Genomic DNA, 13,995 nt, shown 5'->3' with positions numbered 1-13,995 from the left:
TTGAGGATTTCGACAATGAATGATCTGAACAAGCGTTCCCTGCTCAAGCTGGCTGCCGTCACTGCGGTCGCTTCGGCCGCCCTCATCGGCTGCGGCAAGAAGGAAGAAGCGCCGGCGCCTGCACCTGCTGCACCGGCACCGGCTCCGAGCGCCGCGGCGCCCGCGCCCGCAGCGCCACTGAACGTCGCGTTCGCCTATGTCGGGCCGGTGGGTGACGGCGGCTGGACCTTTGCGCACGACAACGCGCGCAAGGCGGTCGAGAAGGAATTCGGCGCCAAGATCAAGACCACTTTCGTCGAGAGCGTGCCCGAGTCGGCGGACGCCGAGCGCGTGTTCCGCGACATGGTGGGCCAGGGCAACAAGCTGATCTTCGGCACCACCTTCGGCTACATGGAGCCGATGCTCAAGGTCGCCGGCGACAACAAGGATGTCAAGTTCGAACATGCCACCGGCTACAAGACGGCCGAGAACATGCGCACCTACGACAGCCGCACCTACGAAGGCGCGTACATGGCCGGCATCATCGCGGGCGCGATGACCAAGAGCAACACGTTGGGCGTGGTCGGCTCGGTGCCGATCCCCGAGGTGCTGCGCAACATCAACTCCTTCACGCTGGGTGCGCAATCGGTCAATCCGAAGGTCACGACCAAGGTGGTGTGGGTCAACGAGTGGTTCAGCCCGCCGAAGGAGACCGAGGCCGCCACCGCGCTGATCAACGGCGGCGCCGACGTGCTGTTCCAGAACACCGACTCGCCGGCCGTGCTCAAGACCGCGCAGGAAAAAGGCAAGCGCGCCTTCGGCTGGGATTCGGACATGACCGCCTACGGTCCCAAGGCCCACCTGGCCTCGGCCGTCATCAACTGGACGCCGTACTACACCAAGGCCGTGCAGGACGCGCTCGACGGCAAGTGGGCCACCGGCCAGACCTGGTGGGGCGTGAAGGAAGGCGCGATCGACATCGTGTCGCTGGCCGAAGACGTGCCGGCCCCGATCAAGACCAAGGTCGAGGAAGTCAAGAAGGGCCTGAAGGACGGCAGCTTCTCGATCTGGAAGGGCCCGATCGTCGCGCAGGACGGCAAAGAACTGGTTGCCAAGGACGCAGTCGCCGACGACAAGTTCCTCTCGGGTGTGAACTTCTACGTCAAGGGCGTCGAGGGCAAGGTGCCGGGCGGCGACAAGAAGTAAGCCGTCGGAGTTTTCGTTCTGAAGGGTTGCCGATCGGCAACCCTTTTTCGTTTCCCAACGCTCACGATGATCGAAAAAGAACTCTGGCATCCCGTTGCGCTCACCGATGAAGTAGCTGGCGCACCGTTCGCCGCGCGCCTGCTCGGCGAAAACCTCGTGCTGTGGCGCGACGCCGCCGGTGCGGTGCAGGCCTGGGCCGACCGCTGTCCGCACCGGGGCGCGCAGCTCTCGCTGGGCCGCGTGGTGGCCTGCGAAGGCGGCACGAGGCTGGAGTGCCCGTATCACGGCTGGCAGTTCGCGACCGGTGGGCGGTGCGCACACGTGCCCGCGCTGCCAGACTTCCAGCCGCCGGCCACGCACCGCGCGACGATGCATGCGGCGCAGGAAGCCCATGGCCTGGTCTGGGTGCGCTTGCAAGGCGAGGGTGGCGCGCTGCCGGCCTTCGCGGCCGAGCACGACGTGCAGCTGCGCAAGCTCAACTGCGGCCCTTACGACGTCGAGACCAGCGCGCCGCGCCTGGTTGAGAACTTCCTCGACATGGCGCACTTCGGCTTCGTGCACGAAGGCTGGCTCGGCGCGCGCGACATGACGGCCATCGACGACTACCGCGTCGAGGCCACGCCCGGCGGCCTGCTCGCGACCGGCTGCAAGGCCTGGCAGCCGCAGTCCACGATCAATTCCACGGCGCCGGCGAAGGTGGAGTACAGCTACGAGGTGACCGCGCCCTATGCCGCGGTGCTGACCAAGATCCCCGAAGCGGCGAGCGTGGGCATCGACGGCTACCAGGAATCGATCGCGCTCTTCATCTGCCCCGTCGATGCGGAGTGCAGCCGGGTGTGGTTCCGTCTCGCCACCGCCGACTTTGCGCGCGATGATGCGCAACTGCGCGCATTCCAGGACACCATCTTCCTGCAGGACAAACCGGTGCTCGAATCGCAGCAGCCCAAGCGCCTGCCGCTGGAGCTGCGCGCCGAGCTGCACACCGCGGCCGACAAGGCCTCGTCTTTCTACCGCCGGCACCTCTTGGCGCGCGGCATCACTTTCGGAGTCTGCTGATGACCTACACCGTTCCTCCCGTTGCCGCCGACCGCCTGCCCGCGCTGCTGCGCGCCATGCCCAAGGCCGAGCTGCACATGCACATCGAAGGCTCGCTCGAGCCCGAGCTGATCTTCGCGCTCGCGCAGCGCAACAGCGTGGCCATTCCCTACGCCAGCGTGGAAGAGCTGCGCCGCGCCTACGCCTTCACCAACCTGCAGAGCTTCCTCGACATCTACTACGCGGGCTCCAGCGTGCTGCTTGCGGAGCAGGACTTCTACGACATGGCCTGGGCGTACCTCGAACGTGCCGCGGCCGACAACGTGGTCCATACCGAGATGTTCTTCGACCCGCAGACGCACACGGTGCGCGGCGTCGCGATGCAGACCGTGATCGACGGCCTGCACCGCGCCTGCGTCGACGCGAAGAGCAAGCTCGGCGTGAGCGCGGCGCTGATCCTGTGCTTCCTGCGCCACCTGAGCGAGGAAGACGCCTTCGCCACGCTCGAACAGGCGCTGCCGTTTCGCGACCGCTTCATCGGCGTTGGCCTCGATTCCAGCGAGCTCGGCCATCCGCCCGAGAAGTTCGCGCGCGTGTTCGCGCGTTGCCGCGCGCTCGGCTTCCACCTGGTCGCGCACGCGGGCGAAGAGGGTCCGCCGGCCTACGTGTGGAGCGCGCTCGACGTGCTCAAGGTCGAGCGCATCGACCACGGCGTGCAGAGCACCAAGGACGCCGCGCTGATGAAGCGCCTGGCAGCGGACCGCATCCCGCTCACCGTCTGCCCGCTGTCCAACCTCAAGCTCTGCGTGTTTCCCGATCTCGCGCAGCACAACCTCGGCGCCTTGCTCGACGCCGGCCTGGTCGCGACCGTGAACTCGGACGACCCGGCCTACTTCGGCGGCTACATGAACGAGAACTTCGTCCAGACCTTCGCGGCGACCGGCCTGACGGCGCAGCATGCGTGGCAGCTGGCGGCCAACAGCTTCGAGGGGAGTTTTGTCGACGCGGCGACGAAGGGGCGCTGGATAGATCGGCTGAACGAGGCCTTTGCGCGGGCTTGACGCAGGGCTGTGATGAGATTTCGCTAGGCGGGCATCGGGACCCGGTCCGGTTGATAGCACATAGGTCGCTCGTCGAACGCCAGCCAACCAAGCCGGTCGCACAGGCGCTGAACGATCGCTGAGTGGTCCGCTCGCAGCGAGCATCGCAGGCTGAGTGTGCCCTTTGCCGCAGGAACGTGAAGTTCAATCCATTGACCGTCGATCTGGGTGCGACCGACATGATCACTGTCCCAATCGATGGCATGAATCGCGCGTGCCAGTGCTGCCCGAATTGCAACACCGTTGTTCAACGGAAGGACCGTAGCTTCGCCAAGTTCGTGCGGCTCGAGTGGCAGACGCGTGGGTTGGAAGAAGAGATACGTGTACGCCATGGGCTTCGCGCGTTTGACATGAACGGCAGCTGGAGGCTCTTGCTCTGGCTTCCTGTTGACCCTGAATTCACAGCACTATTCTGCCGATGTCTGTGGGTCGGATTCTGCCTTTGTACTGATTGCGGCACTTGTACCTCTTACGGTCGTACGCCCACGGCCTCGACCCGGGTCCTCTGTATTGGTACGAGCAGCGGCAGCGCCATCAACGCGCAGGCGCTGGCCGCAAACCACACCAGTGGCCAGCCCTGCAAGGCCTGCAGGTGCGGAATCGACAAGGGTGTGAGAAAGCAGACCGCGAACACGCTGGTGTTGGCCATGCCCAGCGCGGTGCCGGCGCGCGCAGCGCCCGCGAGCACGGCGAGCTCGGTGTAGGCCACGCCGTGCCAGGCCGAGACGCAGACGCCGCAAGCGGCCAGCAAGACGATCAGCACGATGCGCAGCGTCGATGAATCGACAACCGTCGCATCGACGGCCAGCGACACTGCGCCGAGCGCGGCGAACAGCAGCACGCTGAGCATGCTGCAAGCGCGCAGGTAGGCCGGCCGGTTCCTGCGGCGGCCGGTCCAGCGGCCGCTCCAGACGCGCATCGCCATCGCGCCCACCTGTACCGTCACCATGGTGGCGGTGATCGCGGCGAGGCCGGCATGGCCGAAGTCGTGCAGGAACACGGTGCCGAAGGACAGCACCGCGAACTGCGGCGCACAGAGGATGCCGATGCCGGCAACGATGCGCCAGACGCGCGGGTCGCGCAGCGGGCCGTTGTGTGGCGCGGCAACGTGCGCTGCGGGTGTTGCGCGCGGCGCGGCCGGCGGCTCATGCACCCAGGCCCGGCAGAGCAGGGCGCTCAGTGCGCACAGCGCGGCCAGCAATCCGTACAGCGCCGCGAAACCGAAGTGCAGCGCGACCACGGGCAGCACCAGCGCGCCGATGCCGCCGCCCAGCGGCACGGCCGTCTGCCGGATGCTCATCGCAAGGCCGCGCTCGCCGTCCGCGAACCAGGTCATCACGGCGCGCCCGCTGGCGCCGTTGACGCTGCCGCCGAGCAGGCCGACAAGGAGCAGGCCCGCACCGAGCCAGCCGAGGCCCGGCACTTGCTGCGCCGTGGGCGCGGCGAACAGCGCCATTGCGACGAGCGCCGCCGTCGTGGCGCCGAGCCCGGTCAGCAGCACGGGCCGATCGCCCCAGCGGTCGGTGAGCAGGCCCCAGGGCAGTTCGCTGACGGCGATGCCCAGGCCCATGAGGCCGAGCACCAGGCCCAGCGTCGCGTTGTCGAGCCGGTAGCCCGAGCGCATGAGCACGGCGGTCATCGGAATGCCGCTGAAGGCGACCGAGAAGGCGGCGTTGGCGGCCACGCCGGCGGCGAGCACCTTCCAGCGGTGCCGGGGAGAGAAATGAGGATCGGATGACATCGTGCGACGCAGTGTCGGCTGTTGCCAGAGTTCTGAAAATCAGAAAATAATCAACCAATCATCCCAAAAAACAGGATCGTCATGGCCCAGGTGATGTTCGACCTCGATGTGCTGCGCAGCTTCTCCACCGGCATCGCGCTCGGCAGTTTTGCGCGCGCGGCAGACAAGCTGGGGCGCTCCACCTCGGCCGTGAGCGCGCAGCTCAAGAAGCTGGAGTCGCAGGCCGGCACGCCGTTGTTCCGCAAGGCCGGGCGCGGCCTCGACCTGACGGACGCGGGCCAAACCATGCTGGCCTATGCGCACCGCCTGCTCGAGATCAACGACGAAGCGGCGGCTGCGATGCGCGGCGTCGATCTGCAGGGCTGGGTGCGCCTGGGCCTGCAGGAGGACCTGGGCGAGACGCTGCTGCCCGGCGTGCTCGGCCGTTTTTCGCGCGCGCATCCCAAGGTGCGCATCGAGGCTTGCGTGGCACGCAGCGCCGAGTTGCGCGAGCGGCTCGACCTGGGCCAGCTCGACCTGGCGCTGATCTGGGAGGTGGAGGGCAGGCTGTCGCTGGCGCACGGCGAGCGCCTGGTGCGCCTTCCGCTGCAATGGGTGGGCCCGGCGGCGCCCGAGGCGCTCGATGCGCCGTGGTGGATCGAGCGCCAGCGGCCCGGCGCGCGCAAGTCGAAGGAGGCGCTGCCGCTGGTGCTGCTCGACGCGCCATGTCCGTTGCGCGAGATCGTCACCACCGTGCTCGACCGCGCGGGCATCCCGTGGCGGCATGCGTTCACCAGCGCCAGCCTCGCGGCGCTGTGGGCCGCGACCTCGGCGGGGCTCGGCCTGTCGGCGCGAACGCCCTTCGGATTGCCTTCGCATGTGCGCGTGCTCGATCGCGCCGGCACCGGCCTGCCGGCCTTGCCGCAGATGGCGCTGGCCATGTACCGCGCGCAGGCCGAGCCCGAAGCGCCGGTGGCGCGGCTGGCGGAGCTGTTGCGCGAGGCAGTGCGCGCGGGTGTGCCCGGCGCGTGAGCATGTCAGTACAGCGTGCGTTCCTGGCGCGCCGGCAGTTCGCGGTCGTAGGTCGCGCCATCGAACTCGCCGGCGGTGAGCGCGGCCAGAATGGCGCCCGGCGTCGGTACCGACCGCTCTGCATCGACCGGCAACGGCGCCCACAGCCGGGAACGTTGAATGGCTCGCGCGCACTGGAAGAACACCAACTCCACGCGGATGACGACCACGCACTGCGGCTCTTTGCCATCGACCGCGAAGCGCTCCAACAGATCGGGCGCGACCGTGATGCCGGCGCGGCCGTTCACGCGCAGCGTTTCGCCGACGCCCGGGATGAGGAACAGCAAGGCCACGCGCGGATCGGCCACGATGTTGCGCAGGCTGTCGATGCGGTTGTTGCCGCGGCGCTCGGGCATGAGCAGCGTCTTCTCGTCCTGCACTGCGACGAAGCCCGGCGGGTCGCCGCGCGGCGAAGCGTCGAGGCCGCCCGGATTGCAGGTGGCAAACACGGCGAAGGGCGAGGCCGCAATCAGCGCCTGGTAAGAGGGATGCAGATAGGGCACTTCTTTCTTGATCGAGGCCTCGCCGGCATGGCCGAACAGCGCTTCGAGCTGGGCCAGGGTTTCGATGGCATGGGGCTGGGTCATGGAGATCATTTCCTCGTGGCAGTGGATGGGAGGTACACGGCTGGCTTCGACTCTCGCCCGCACGCCAGTGCGGCCAGTGCCAGCAGCAGCGCCGGAAGGCCGTAGAGCCACAGCGGGGAAGCGACCGGCAGCAGGAGCCCCGCGAGCAGGGGCCCGGTGCCGGCGCCGATGTCGCGCCACACCGAGCGTGCGGCCAGCGCCTGAACACGCCCGGGCCCCGGTGTGCGCCGCGCCACGATGGGCGGCAGCAGCGGCAGTTGCAAGGCGCGCAGCACGACGATGGCGGCAGCGCAACTCCACAGCCAGCCGGCGCCGAAACCCGCCAGCGCAACGGCGGTGAGCAGCGACAGGATGACCAGCAGGCGCTCGGCGCCCAGCCGCTCGGCCATGCGGCCGCCGACCGGGCTCAGAAGGATTTCCGCCAGGTAGCGCAAGGCCATCAGCAGGCCGGCCACAACCACCGCGCCGCCCGGCAGAAGATCCTTGCCGAGGTAGGACAGGCCGACGATGAAGAGCCCGTCCAGCGTCAACCCTTCCATGAAGGACCAGGCATCCAGGCTGTTGGGCCGCTGGAAGCGCCGCACCGGCGTCGCAATGCGGTGCGGTGCAGAGGGCAGCCTGCGTGCCGCGCAAAGGCCGAGGAGCGACACCGCAGCGAGCACGAAGAAGATCGGCCGCGGCCCGGTCGATTGCGCGAGCAGCGCGCCCACGGGCAGCGCGAGCACCGGCCCGATGGCGATGAAGGCGCGCGAGCGTCCGCTGCGGCGGGCCGCGCCGACCGGATCTGCCGTTGCCAGCGACTGGGTCGAAAGGTTGAGGCCCGCGAAGCACAGGCCCCACAGCAGCCGCAGCGGCAGCAGCGCCCAGAAGCCCGAGAGCGTTGCGTAGCCCAGCGCGCAGAGCGCCGCCGTCGCCACGGCCAGCGTGCAGGTCGGGCGGTCGCCGCGCTGCGCATAGAGGCGCGCCACCTGGCCATAGCCGGCGATGCGCACCAGCCGGTTCGCCGCGAGCAGCATGCCGGCTTCCGCCAGTGTCAGGCCGAACTGCGCCGCGTACATGGGCAGCAGCAGGTACAGCACGGTGTCCGCCGGCAGCGAAAGCGCCAGCGCGAGGGCGGCGTGGCGCGAGTTCAGGTCGGCGGCGGCGGGTGGGGTTCGAGGCATCAGGACCCGATGGTGCGTTGCGCGGGCTTGCCCTGACAAACGACATTCGCGCGCCGGCATGCGTGAGAAAATCGCACGCATGCCGACCCGCGAACCGCCACTGAACGCCATCCGCGTTTTCGTCGCGGCGGCGCGGCACCAGAGCTTCACGCGCGCGGCGGTCGAGCTTCATGTCACGCACGGCGCGGTGAGCCGGCAGATTCGCAGCCTCGAAGAATTTCTCGGCGTCGCCCTGTTCGAGCGGCGCATCCGGCAGGTCACGCTGAGCGCGGAAGGACAGCAGTTCTTCGCCGAGGTCGGCCCTGCGCTCGAGCAGATCGGCGCCGCGGCGCGGGCGCTCGGCAGAGAGGCGCCCGTCCGCGCGGTGCGGATCAACGTGCGGCCGTCCTTCGCGGTGCGCTGGCTGATCCCGCGGCTGCCTTCTTTCGTCGAGCGCCATCCGGACATCGAGCCCCAGGTCGTCACCAGCACGGTCGCGCCGGCGCAGGCCGCCGACGGCTTCGACATCGCGGTGCGGCGCGGACTCGAGGGCTGGCCGCCTTCCATGCGGGTGAGTCCCTTCCTCGAAGACGAGGTGCTGGTCGTTGGCGCGCCGGCGCTCTTCAGATCGCAGCCTCTGGCCGATCTGCGCGCGCTGGCATCGCACGTGCTGCTGTCGGCGAAGACGCGCAAGAGCGACTGGGACGATTGGAAGAAGCAGGTCGGCGCACCGCGGACGAAGCCGGCCGGCCGGCTGCAGTTCGACCACCTGCATTTCGTGCTGCAGGCGGCGGTCGACGGGCTGGGCATTGCGCTGGCGCCGACCTCGCTGCTCGCGCATGACCTCGTCTCGGGGCGATTGCAGCCGGCCCTGCCTGCGCTGCGCATGCCCTTGACGCGCTACTACTACGGCCTCGCGCCCGATGCCGTGCCCGAGGCGCGGTGCGTTGCCGAATGGTTCGAAGAAGAGATGCGGCGCGCGCAATAGTTCACGCAAACGGTCCCCCCAAAAAGCCGGCGCGGACGTACGATGAAGCGCTGAACACATTCGTGTTGAGACGGGGCGGAACATGAAAGCGCGTTGGGAATTTGCTGCACTCGCATCGGCAGCCGTCGTGGGCATCTGCCTTCCGGCCAGTGCCCAGAGCGCAAGAGAACTCGCCTTGGCGGCGCCCAACGAACAGCAGGAGGCGGACTATCGCGTGATCGCCGCGCGCTGCGGCACGCCGGCCTTCGAGAAAGCCTTCTTCCTGCATTCCAGGGCCGCGGTTGCTGCCGGCCTGGTCTCGAAGGGCCGCGACCCGGCGGACGTCGAGAAATCCATCGCAGCGCGGCGGCGCAGCCCGCTCGTCCTGGTCGCCACGCCTTCGGACTGCCCGAGCCAGCTGGCGCAGTTGAAGGAACTGCAGAAGCAGCGCAGCGACGCCATGAGAAGCACGCGCGGAAGCCGGTCGCGTAGCGGCTGAGCGCGCGCCGGTAAAATACCGCCCGGCGCTGCTGCCCCGCAGCGCCCTTTTCTTTCTGGGGCCATGTAGAGGAACACCATGTACAAAAACCTCGCGGGCAGCGCCGTTGCGGCGCTCGCAGCCGCCTGTTTTCTATCGCCTTCATTCTCCCAACCGAAGCCCGCGGCCGATCCGCTCAAGATCGGCTTCGTGTATGTCGCGCCCATCACCGATGCCGGCTGGGTGCGCCAGCATGAAGAGGGCCGCAAGGCCGTCGAGGCCGCGTTGCCCGGCAAGGTGAAGACCACTTTCGTCGAGAACGTGCCCGAGGGCGCCGATGCCGAGCGCGTGATCCGCGATCTTGCGCAGCAGGGCAACAAGCTCATCTTCACGCCCAGCTTCGGCTACATGGAGCCGACGCTCAAGGTGGCGCGCGATTTCCCGGACGTGAAGTTCGAATCCATCACCGGCTACAAGGCCGCGTCCAACGTCGCGACCGCGAACGCGCGCTACTACCAGGGTCGCTACCTCGCCGGCGTCGCGGCCGGCCGCATGACGAAGACCCATATCGCGGGCTACGTGGCCGGCTTCGCGATCCCCGAAGTGCTGCAGGGCATCAACGCCTTCACGCTCGGCATGCGCTCGGTCGATCCGCAGGCCCAGGTCAAGGTCGTCTGGCTCGATGCGTGGTTCGACCCGCCGAAGGAGCGCGATGCCGCGATGACGCTGTTCAACCAGGGCGTGGACGTGATCGCCTTCCACACCGGCTCCACCGCCGTCATGGCCGCGGCGCAGGAGCGCGGCAAGATGGCCGTGGCCTACCACTCCGACATGCGCAAGGTCGCGCCCGATGCGCAGATCGTCGCCGTCACGCACCAGTGGGGCGCCTACTACACGCAGCGCGCGCAGGCCGTGCTCGACGGCAGCTGGAAGGCCACCAGCGTCTGGGGCGGCGTCAAGGAAGGGATGATCCGCGTCGGCGACTTCGGGCCCAAGGTGCCGAAGGCGGTGCAGGAGGAGGTGCTGGCGCGCCAGCAGGACATCGCCAGCGGCAAGCTGCAGGTCTTTCGCGCGGTCGAGGACGTGCGCGACAACGAGGGCAAGCTCGCCATCGCCAAGGGCACGAGCCTGCGCGACGACCAGATCCTCACGATGAACTGGCTGGCCGAGGGCGTGCAGGGGCGCATCGCGCGCTGAGCGCCTGAACAGGCCCTCCCTCAGCCGAGGCGTTCCACCACGAACTCGACGAAGCTGCGCAGCTTGGCGCTGGGCCGGGCCTCCGGCAGCCGCACGATGTGCACCTCGCGCGTCGGCAAGTCCCAGTCCGGCAGCAGCTGCACCACCTGGCCCGAGGCCAGTGCCGGCGCGAGCAGCGGATCGGCCTGCACGATCACGCCGACGCCGGCCAGGGCCGCCGCGAGCAAGGCCTGCCCATTGTTGGTGGCCAGCGGGCCGCGCACCGGCACGTGCGCCGTCTCGCCGCCGCGCGTGAAGCGCCATGAATGATCGGGCCCCCAGGCGGCGAAGCCGAGCAGCGGCAGCGCCTCGAGCTCGCGCGAATGGGCCGGCATGCCATGGCGCGCGACGAAGGCCGGGCTCGCGACCGCGAACATGCGCGAGCGCGCCAGCGGCCGCGCGATCAGGCGTTCGTCCATCGGCGTGCCCGAGCGCACGCCGCAGTCGAAGCCTTCCTCGGCCAGGTCGACCATGCGGTCATTGAGATTCAGTTCCACCTTCACTTGCGGGTGCGCCGCCAGGTAGTCGCCGATCACCGGCGTCAGGCGGTGCGCGCCGTAGGCCACCGGCGCCGTGACGCGCAGCGTGCCCTGCGGCACGGCCCTGAGCGCTTCGGCCACGCCGTCGGCCGTGCGCACGCTCGCAAGCACGTCGCGGCAGCGCTCGAGGTAAGCGGCGCCGATCTCGGTCAGCGTGTGGCGCCGCGTGGTGCGTTGGAGCAGGCGCGCGCCCAGCTCGGTTTCGAGCGCGCGGATGTGCTTGCCGACCATCACGGCAGAGATGTCCAGCGCTTCCGCCGCAGCCGCGAAGCTGCCGGCATCGATCGTCGCGACGAACACTTCCATGGCGCGCAGCTTGTCCATATTGCTAACCGTTGCTTTCGAATGGACGAAGCGTAGCGTCATTTATCGATCGAGCGATGCACGGAAGAATCTGCTTCTTTCAATCGATGGAGCAGGTCATGAAGATTCTTGTGGTGGGCGCGAACGGCGCGGTGGGCAGTGCGGTGGTGGAGGCGCTGGCCGAACGCCACGAGGTGCTGAGCGCAGGCCGCCAGCACGGCGACTGGCGCGTCGACATCACCAGCGATGCCAGTGTCGAGGCGCTGTTCGCCGCCGTCGGCCCGCTGGATGCCATCGTCTCGGCGGCCGGCAACCTTTTCTTCGGGCCGCTGGCCTCGATGCGGCCGGCCGATTTCAATGTGGGCCTGCAGGACAAGCTGCTCGGCCAGGTGCGGCTCGCCTTGCTGGGCCAGCACGTGCTGCGCGACGGCGGCTCGATCACGCTGACCACCGGCATCGTGGCCGAGGAGCCGATCCGCCAGGGCGCCAACGCGACCGCGGTCAATTCGGCGGTCGAAGGCTTCGTGCGCGCGGCCGCCACCGAGCTGCCGCGCGGGCTGCGCATCAATGCGGTGAGCCCGACGGTGCTGACCGAATCGCTGCCAAGCTACGGCTCCTTCTTTCCCGGCTTCGAATCGGTGCCGGCCGCGCGGGCGGCGCTGGGCTATGTGCGCAGCGTCGAAGGCTCGCAGACGGGGCGCGTGTACCGCGTGTGGCAATGAGCCGCGCCGGGATGGGCGATGTTCATCAGACGGCAACGGCAACGGCGGCCGGCTCAGTGCACGAAGCCGCGCTCGCGGTGGAAGTACTTGGCGTCGCGATCGAGCGTCTTGACCTGCACCGCCGGCGAGCCCGCATAGACCGCGTACTCCTCGGTGTGCGCCTTGTTGAGCACCGAGCCCGCGCCCAGCATCGAACGGTCGGGCAGGGCGGCGCCGCCCAGCACCGTGACGCGCGTGCCGACCAGGCAATAGGCGCCGATGCGGATCGGCTTGCAGTCCTGCCGGTTGTCCACCACGTTGATGCCGTGCGTGATCAGCTGCGAGCGGTAGCCCGCGATGGTGGTGAAGGCACCGATGTCGACGCGATCGGTGCAGTCGATGATGTGCTGCTTGGTGACGGCCGCGTGCTCGCCCAGCGTCAGGGTCGGATCGCGATCGGCGCGATGGGTGAAGTGGGCGCCTTTCGGCGGATGGCCGGTGATCCAGTTGGAGCGGTCGATCACCGAATGCGCGCCGCATTCGAGCCGGCCCAGGTGGATGGCAACGTTGAAGTGGCCGATGTAGGCCCCTTCGCCCATGACCAGCTGCCCCGGAAAGACATAGGACATCCCGATGCGCGCGCCGTCGGCGATCTGGTAGCCCCAGAAGCGGCGCAGCACCCGGCGCTTGAGCGCCCAGGGCAGGAACACCACGGCCAGCGCCAGCAGCTTCTTCACCGGGCGGTCTTTCGCTCTTCGATCACCCGCCGGTAGGCCGCCACGTAGTTCGATGCCATCTGCGCCGCGCTGTAGTGCGTGGCGTTTTCGATGCCGAGCCGGCGCATCTCTTCGAAGCGCGGCGCCGCCTGCTCGATGGCCGCCGCGATGGCGGCGGGATCGTGGGGGTTCACGTAGACCGCGCCCGGCCCCCCGATCTCGTTCATCGGTGCGAGGTCGGAAGTGAAGACCGGGCAGCCGCAGGCCTGGGCTTCGATGATCGGCCAGCCGAAGCCTTCCTGCAGCGAGGGGAAGAGCAGCGCCGTCGCGCCGGCGTAGAGGGCGCGCAGCTGCTCGTGCGAGACGCCTTGCACTGTCTTGACGCGGTCGGCCACGTCGCGCTTGTGCGCCAGCTCGGCCATCTCCGGCACCAGCTCGGGCCCGACGAACAGCAGCTGCCGCACCGGCGCCTCGACGCCGCTCGCGGCCGCGCGCTCCTGCAGCGCGATGAAGGCCTCGAGCACCGTGCGGCGGTTCTTGCGCGCCAGGTCCCAGCCGACATGGATCAGGTACTTGTCGTGCACCGAGATCCCGAGGCCTTCGACGAGGGGCTGCGCCTCCTCGGGCGGCACGGGCCGGAAATCGTCGTTCAAGCCGTTGAGCACCACGCTGACCCTGGGCTCCTGCGCGAGACCCAGCGCCAGCAGCTCGCGCCGGGTCAGATCCGATACGCAGGTGACCAGATCGGCCGCCGCCAGCCCCTTGACGATGAGCCGCTGGAACAGCCGCCCGGTCCAGCTCACGTTCCAGCCTTCGACCATGCCCTTGGCGGCCTGCACGGCGATCACGTCGTGGCAGGTGATGACATTGGGCTTTTTCTTGACCCAGGGGATGTACATGCCGTTGGAGTGGTCGGTCACGTGCACCACGTCGGCCCAGCGCAGATGGCGCCCGATCGAGGGGATGAACAGGATGAACTTGTCCACGTAGCCCAGCCACTTCCACAGGCGCGAAGTGGTCGGCACCCGCTGCACCCGCCGGGGCGGCGTGAGCACGCGCAGCTCGCAGCCGTTGCGGGGGAGTTCACGTTCCAGGATGCGTTTGAAGGCCAGCATGCTGGTCTGGCCGTCGGGGACGTAGTTCCCGATGAGAAGCACTTTCATGTTAGGGACAATACCTGCATGCGCGGCGGTCGGCGTCGCGTGGATTCATCGC

Annotated in this window: 15 protein-coding genes; 8 read left to right on the top strand and 7 right to left on the bottom strand. The window is 68.6% G+C overall.

The features are described from left to right. Positions 1 to 15 precede the first annotated feature (15 nt). The 3 genes from ACSQ9A_RS19770 (at position 16) to ACSQ9A_RS19760 (ending at position 3,281) form a co-directional block, all read left to right on the top strand. Positions 16 to 1,185 carry a BMP family ABC transporter substrate-binding protein gene (locus ACSQ9A_RS19770; RefSeq protein WP_093102942.1) on the top strand — a complete coding sequence of 390 codons (1,170 nt, stop codon included), beginning with the start codon at positions 16 to 18 and terminating at the stop codon, positions 1,183 to 1,185. Between the two features lie 66 nt (positions 1,186 to 1,251). Continuing rightward, the gene (locus ACSQ9A_RS19765) at positions 1,252 to 2,241 is read left to right on the top strand and encodes a Rieske 2Fe-2S domain-containing protein (RefSeq protein ID WP_436304844.1); all 990 of its coding nucleotides are present in this window, start codon (positions 1,252 to 1,254) and stop codon (positions 2,239 to 2,241) included. Next, entirely contained in the window at positions 2,241 to 3,281 is a 1,041-nt protein-coding gene (locus tag ACSQ9A_RS19760; protein WP_436304843.1) for an adenosine deaminase, read from the top strand. The genes ACSQ9A_RS19765 and ACSQ9A_RS19760 overlap by 1 nt, the downstream gene beginning before the upstream one ends. Before the next feature lie 23 nt (positions 3,282 to 3,304). Here the strand turns inward: ACSQ9A_RS19760 and ACSQ9A_RS19755 are convergent, their stop codons facing one another. Together ACSQ9A_RS19755 and ACSQ9A_RS19750 are read right to left on the bottom strand one after the other, a co-directional pair. Next, positions 3,305 to 3,652: a hypothetical protein gene (locus ACSQ9A_RS19755; RefSeq protein ID WP_436304842.1), complete on the bottom strand. Its 348-nt coding sequence runs from the start codon at positions 3,650 to 3,652 to the stop codon at positions 3,305 to 3,307. Positions 3,653 to 3,789: 137 nt separating this feature from the next. Continuing rightward, the gene (locus ACSQ9A_RS19750; RefSeq protein ID WP_436304841.1) at positions 3,790 to 5,061 is read right to left on the bottom strand and encodes an MFS transporter; all 1,272 of its coding nucleotides are present in this window, start codon (positions 5,059 to 5,061) and stop codon (positions 3,790 to 3,792) included. 81 nt (positions 5,062 to 5,142) lie between these two features. Between ACSQ9A_RS19750 and ACSQ9A_RS19745 the strand changes: the two genes are divergently transcribed. Next, the gene (locus ACSQ9A_RS19745; protein WP_436304840.1) at positions 5,143 to 6,072 is read left to right on the top strand and encodes a LysR substrate-binding domain-containing protein; all 930 of its coding nucleotides are present in this window, start codon (positions 5,143 to 5,145) and stop codon (positions 6,070 to 6,072) included. 5 nt (positions 6,073 to 6,077) lie between these two features. Here the strand turns inward: ACSQ9A_RS19745 and ACSQ9A_RS19740 are convergent, their stop codons facing one another. Both ACSQ9A_RS19740 and ACSQ9A_RS19735 read right to left on the bottom strand, forming a co-directional pair. Beyond that, complete coding sequence (locus ACSQ9A_RS19740) at positions 6,078 to 6,698, bottom strand: pyridoxamine 5'-phosphate oxidase family protein (RefSeq protein ID WP_436304839.1); 621 nt, start codon at positions 6,696 to 6,698, stop codon at positions 6,078 to 6,080. A 5-nt stretch (positions 6,699 to 6,703) separates the two neighbouring features. Then, positions 6,704 to 7,861 carry an MFS transporter gene (locus ACSQ9A_RS19735; protein ID WP_436304838.1) on the bottom strand — a complete coding sequence of 386 codons (1,158 nt, stop codon included), beginning with the start codon at positions 7,859 to 7,861 and terminating at the stop codon, positions 6,704 to 6,706. A gap of 79 nt (positions 7,862 to 7,940) precedes the next feature. Between ACSQ9A_RS19735 and ACSQ9A_RS19730 the strand changes: the two genes are divergently transcribed. The 3 genes from ACSQ9A_RS19730 to ACSQ9A_RS19720 all read left to right on the top strand — a co-directional run bounded on the left by ACSQ9A_RS19730 (position 7,941) and on the right by ACSQ9A_RS19720 (position 10,482). Next, positions 7,941 to 8,828: a LysR substrate-binding domain-containing protein gene (locus ACSQ9A_RS19730; RefSeq protein ID WP_436304837.1), complete on the top strand. Its 888-nt coding sequence runs from the start codon at positions 7,941 to 7,943 to the stop codon at positions 8,826 to 8,828. 82 nt (positions 8,829 to 8,910) lie between these two features. After that, entirely contained in the window at positions 8,911 to 9,306 is a 396-nt protein-coding gene (locus ACSQ9A_RS19725) for a hypothetical protein (protein WP_093102954.1), read from the top strand. A gap of 78 nt (positions 9,307 to 9,384) precedes the next feature. Next, complete coding sequence (locus ACSQ9A_RS19720) at positions 9,385 to 10,482, top strand: BMP family ABC transporter substrate-binding protein (protein ID WP_436304836.1); 1,098 nt, start codon at positions 9,385 to 9,387, stop codon at positions 10,480 to 10,482. Between the two features lie 20 nt (positions 10,483 to 10,502). On the opposite strand, the gene ACSQ9A_RS19715 is transcribed toward ACSQ9A_RS19720, so the two are convergent. Then, positions 10,503 to 11,384, bottom strand: a complete 882-nt coding sequence (locus ACSQ9A_RS19715) for a LysR family transcriptional regulator (protein ID WP_436304835.1) — start codon at positions 11,382 to 11,384, stop codon at positions 10,503 to 10,505. Positions 11,385 to 11,482: 98 nt separating this feature from the next. On the opposite strand from ACSQ9A_RS19715, the gene ACSQ9A_RS19710 reads away from it, so the two are divergent. Further along, positions 11,483 to 12,085, top strand: coding sequence for a short chain dehydrogenase (locus ACSQ9A_RS19710; RefSeq protein ID WP_436304834.1), 603 nt, complete (start codon positions 11,483 to 11,485; stop codon positions 12,083 to 12,085). A 53-nt stretch (positions 12,086 to 12,138) separates the two neighbouring features. Here ACSQ9A_RS19710 and ACSQ9A_RS19705 read toward each other — a convergent pair whose 3' ends face one another. Further along, positions 12,139 to 12,801 carry an acyltransferase gene (locus ACSQ9A_RS19705; protein ID WP_212733616.1) on the bottom strand — a complete coding sequence of 221 codons (663 nt, stop codon included), beginning with the start codon at positions 12,799 to 12,801 and terminating at the stop codon, positions 12,139 to 12,141. Then, positions 12,798 to 13,943, bottom strand: coding sequence for a glycosyltransferase family 4 protein (locus ACSQ9A_RS19700; RefSeq protein WP_436304833.1), 1,146 nt, complete (start codon positions 13,941 to 13,943; stop codon positions 12,798 to 12,800). The genes ACSQ9A_RS19705 and ACSQ9A_RS19700 overlap by 4 nt, the downstream gene beginning before the upstream one ends. Between the last annotated feature and the right edge of the window lie 52 nt (positions 13,944 to 13,995).

It is taken from the genome of Variovorax sp. LjRoot290 (genome assembly GCF_964253985.1).
Classification (GTDB): Bacteria; Pseudomonadota; Gammaproteobacteria; order Burkholderiales; family Burkholderiaceae_C; genus Variovorax.
Note: the sequence above shows the minus strand (reverse complement) of the source record. Positions and strands in the feature narration are given on the sequence as shown.

Excerpts from the sequence above, each read along its gene's own strand:
- ACSQ9A_RS19770 (WP_093102942.1), top strand. The coding sequence starts at position 16 with ATGAATGATCTGAACAAGCGTTCCCTGCTCAAGCTGGCTGCCGTCACT.
- ACSQ9A_RS19765 (WP_436304844.1), top strand. The coding sequence starts at position 1,252 with ATGATCGAAAAAGAACTCTGGCATCCCGTTGCGCTCACCGATGAAGTA.
- ACSQ9A_RS19760 (WP_436304843.1), top strand. The coding sequence starts at position 2,241 with ATGACCTACACCGTTCCTCCCGTTGCCGCCGACCGCCTGCCCGCGCTG.
- ACSQ9A_RS19755 (WP_436304842.1), bottom strand. The coding sequence starts at position 3,652 with ATGGCGTACACGTATCTCTTCTTCCAACCCACGCGTCTGCCACTCGAG.
- ACSQ9A_RS19750 (WP_436304841.1), bottom strand. The coding sequence starts at position 5,061 with ATGTCATCCGATCCTCATTTCTCTCCCCGGCACCGCTGGAAGGTGCTC.
- ACSQ9A_RS19745 (WP_436304840.1), top strand. The coding sequence starts at position 5,143 with ATGGCCCAGGTGATGTTCGACCTCGATGTGCTGCGCAGCTTCTCCACC.
- ACSQ9A_RS19740 (WP_436304839.1), bottom strand. The coding sequence starts at position 6,698 with ATGACCCAGCCCCATGCCATCGAAACCCTGGCCCAGCTCGAAGCGCTG.
- ACSQ9A_RS19735 (WP_436304838.1), bottom strand. The coding sequence starts at position 7,861 with ATGCCTCGAACCCCACCCGCCGCCGCCGACCTGAACTCGCGCCACGCC.
- ACSQ9A_RS19730 (WP_436304837.1), top strand. The coding sequence starts at position 7,941 with ATGCCGACCCGCGAACCGCCACTGAACGCCATCCGCGTTTTCGTCGCG.
- ACSQ9A_RS19725 (WP_093102954.1), top strand. The coding sequence starts at position 8,911 with ATGAAAGCGCGTTGGGAATTTGCTGCACTCGCATCGGCAGCCGTCGTG.
- ACSQ9A_RS19720 (WP_436304836.1), top strand. The coding sequence starts at position 9,385 with ATGTACAAAAACCTCGCGGGCAGCGCCGTTGCGGCGCTCGCAGCCGCC.
- ACSQ9A_RS19715 (WP_436304835.1), bottom strand. The coding sequence starts at position 11,384 with ATGGACAAGCTGCGCGCCATGGAAGTGTTCGTCGCGACGATCGATGCC.
- ACSQ9A_RS19710 (WP_436304834.1), top strand. The coding sequence starts at position 11,483 with ATGAAGATTCTTGTGGTGGGCGCGAACGGCGCGGTGGGCAGTGCGGTG.
- ACSQ9A_RS19700 (WP_436304833.1), bottom strand. The coding sequence starts at position 13,943 with ATGAAAGTGCTTCTCATCGGGAACTACGTCCCCGACGGCCAGACCAGC.